1 protein-coding gene and 1 pseudogene are annotated in these 3,608 nt (G+C 68.5%); one reads left to right on the plus strand and one right to left on the minus strand.

All coding sequences use genetic code 11. From position 1 onward, the window contains the following. Positions 1-3,209: efflux RND transporter permease subunit (locus J7E68_RS16040; RefSeq protein WP_215174260.1), on the plus strand; the 3,209-nt coding region annotated here is incomplete at its 5' end. Positions 3,210-3,415: 206 nt separating this feature from the next. Here the strand turns inward: J7E68_RS16040 and J7E68_RS16045 are convergent. Then, a pseudogene (locus J7E68_RS16045) lies at positions 3,416-3,608 on the minus strand (galactose mutarotase); the annotation flags it as partial.

Consider the following 3,608-nt stretch of genomic DNA (forward strand, 5'->3'; position numbering starts at 1 on the left):
ACCTCGCCGTCCTGAGTCTCAAGCACCGCGCACTGCTCGCGTTGAGCCCGATCTGCGCCGCCGTGTTCGGCGGGCTCGCTCTGACGAACCTCAAGCAGGCGCTCATCCCCTCGCTCGAGCTGCCGAACCTGATGGTCATGACGACCTACCCCGGCGCCTCGCCCGAGGTCGTCGAGAACGACGTCTCGACACCCATCGAGTCGGCGATCCAGGGGGTGCCGGGGCTCGCGGGCCCCACCGCGACGAGCACGACGAACGCCTCGATCGTGCAGGCGACCTTCGCCTACGGCACCAACCTCGCGACCGCCGAGCAGAAGATCCAGCAGGCGATCAACCGCATCGTGTCGCAGCTGCCCGATGACGTCAGCCCGCAGGTGCTGACGGTGTCGATCGACGACTTCCCGGTGATCCAGGTCGCCGTGACCGGCTTCGACGACGCCGAGAACGCCCAGGCCGAGCTGACGAACGTCGCCATCCCCGAACTCGAAGACGTCGACGGCGTGAACGCGGCGGAGATCATCGGCGGCGTCGGCCAGCGCATCACGATCACGCCCGATGTCGCCAAGCTCGCGGAAGCGGGCCAGAGCACGCAGGCGATCAGCACGGCGCTGCAGCAGAACGGCACGCTCTTCCCCGGCGGCGACATCACCGAAGACGGACAGACGCTCACCGTGCAGACGGGTGCGAAGATCACGTCGGTCGACGAGATCGCCGCCCTTCCGCTGGTCGGCAGCGATCAGACCGTCGGCGACGTCGCGACGGTCGTGCAGGAGACCGACCCGGTCTCGTCGATCTCGCGCGTCGACGGCCAGGATGCCCTGTCGATCTCGATCACCAAGCTTCCCGCCGCCAACACCGTCGAGGTGTCGGAGGGCGTCGTCGCGGCGCTGGACACGCTGGAGGAGGCGTTCCCCGACGCGAAGTTCACGATCATCTTCGACCAGGCGCCGTTCATCGTGCAGTCCATCGAGACGCTCGCGACCGAGGGTCTGCTCGGACTCGTCTTCGCCGTGATCGTCATCCTCGTGTTCCTGATGTCGATCCGCTCGACCCTGGTCACCGCGATCTCGATCCCGACCAGCGTGCTGATCACCTTCATCGGCCTGCAGGCCTTCGGCTACTCGCTCAACATCCTCACCCTCGGTGCGCTCACGATCGCGATCGGACGAGTGGTCGATGACTCGATCGTCGTGATCGAGAACATCAAGAGGCATTACGTGGGCGACGCCGACAAGGGCGATGCGATCCGTCTGGCCGTGCGCGAGGTGGCGATGGCGGTGACCTCGTCGACCATCACCACGGTCGCGGTGTTCCTGCCCATCGTGTTCGTCGGCGACATGGTCGGAGAGCTGTTCCGGCCGTTCGCGATGACGGTGTCGATCGCGATGGTCGCCTCGCTGCTGGTGTCTCTGACGATCGTGCCGGTGCTGGCCTACTGGTTCCTGCGCCCCGGCAAGCCGCTGCTCGACGAGAACGGCGTGCAGATCGACCCGGAGCACCCGGATGCTCCGCCGACGCGCCTGCAGAGCTCGTACCGACCGATCCTCGGATGGACGCTGAAGCACTCGGGCCTCACCGTCGTGCTCGCCGTCGTGGTGCTCGGTGCCACGCTCGCCGCCGCACCGCTGATGAAGATCAACTTCCTCAGCGACTCGGGTCAGAACACCATGACCGTCACGCAGGACCTCGGGCCGACCGCGAGCCTGGAGACCAAGTCGGAAGCGGCGATCGCCGTCGAGGACGCCCTGCTCGACATCGACGGCGTCACCCATGTGCAGGCCTCGATCGGCTCGAGCGGATCCGCCCTGCGCGATGCGTTCTCGGGTGGTGCCGGAGTCACGTACTCGGTGCTGACCGACAGCGATGCCGACCAGGAGAAGCTGCGCGCCGACGTGCAGAGCGCGATCGAAGACCTCACCGACGTCGGAGAGGTGTCGGTCGCGGCATCCGCCGGCCTCGGCTCGAGCGACATCGAGATCACGGTCTCGGCGTCGAACGCCGAAGACCTGCAGACTGCGACGACAGCCGTCGTCGACGAGCTCGACGGACGCGACGGCATCGGACAGGTCACCGACAACCTCGCCGCGGCGCTGCCGTACCTGGCCGTGGTCGTCGACCGCGACGCCGCCGCGCAGCGGGGCCTGTCTGAGGTGGCCGTCGGCTCGATCGTCTCGAACACGATGCGCCCGCAGCAGGTGGGCACCGTCGAGATCGACGACACCGCTCTGACCATCTACCTCGCGTCGGCCGAGCCGCCCGCGACCGCCCAGGCGCTGCGCGAGCTCGCCATCCCGACCGCGACCGGCGTCGTGCAGCTGCAGGACATCGCGACGGTCGAGGAGCGCAACGGCCCGACCTCCATCACCACCGAGCAGGGACGCCGCACCGCGACGATCACCGTGCCCCCGGCATCCGACAACCTCGCCGTGGCGAGCCAGTCGGTCACCGACGCGCTCGCAGCGGTCGACCTGCCCGACGGCGCCTCGGCCGAGGTCGGCGGCGTCGCCTCGCAGCAGGCCGACTCGTTCTCGCAGCTCGGACTCGCGATGCTCGCAGCGATCCTGATCGTCTACGTCGTGATGGTCGCGACCTTCAAGTCGCTGCGTCAGCCGCTGCTGCTGCTCGTCTCGGTGCCGTTCGCGGCGACCGGTGCGATCCTGCTGCAGATCGCCACGGGTGTGCCGCTCGGCGTCGCGTCGCTGATCGGTGTGCTGATGCTGATCGGCATCGTGGTGACGAACGCGATCGTGCTCATCGACCTCGTGAACCAATACCGCGAGAAGGGGCTGTCGACCATCGACGCGGTGAAGGCCGGTGGAGAGAAGCGTCTGCGACCCATTCTCATGACGGCACTCGCGACGATCCTCGCGCTGACGCCGATGGCGCTCGGCATCACGGGGCACGGCGGGTTCATCTCGCAGCCGCTCGCGATCGTCGTGATCGGCGGACTGCTCTCGTCGACCGTGCTGACGCTGATCGTACTGCCGACGCTGTACAACCTCGTCGAGGGGGCGAAAGAGCGACGTCAGGCCCGCAGGGCCGGATCCGGCGACGACGGATCGACGCCGGCCGACGGCGGCGAGCCGTCTGACGGACCTGCCCCTGCGGACGGACTGGCCTTGGCTGGCGCTGGTGCGGGAGCCGGTTCCGCCGGTCTGCCGCACGCGCCGCAGCTGACCCGTCGGGAGCTGCGTGAGCGGGGCGAGTAGCAGCCCTCCGGTGTTCCGTTCTCCGCATGACTGAGCCCGATGCCCGCTCGGAATCGTTTCCCGGGCGGGCATCGGCCGTTTCCTGCTGAGTTGTGCACGCAGGCCGCGCCAGAACTCCGGAGAACCCGTGCGCGCTCGGCTCGAAACGTTCCGAGGGTCCGAATTCGGCTCGGCCGTCCGGAGTCATGGAGCGCGCGGGGCCGTGCTCAGTCGAGCGTGATGCCCCACTCGAGGGTCCAGGTCTCGCCGGGGGCGAGGCGCCGCAGGCCGACGCCGCTGTTCAGTGCATCGGCGGGCGCGGTCATGGGCTCGATCGCCACCGCGAGCGACTGCCCCGGGTACTTGTCGGTCGTATAGACCTGCACGTAGTCGAAGCCCGCGCCCTGCCCGAGGGTGAGG

The sequence above is a fragment of the Microbacterium sp. ISL-103 genome (genome assembly GCF_018613995.1).
Lineage (GTDB): Bacteria > Actinomycetota > Actinomycetes > Actinomycetales > Microbacteriaceae > Microbacterium.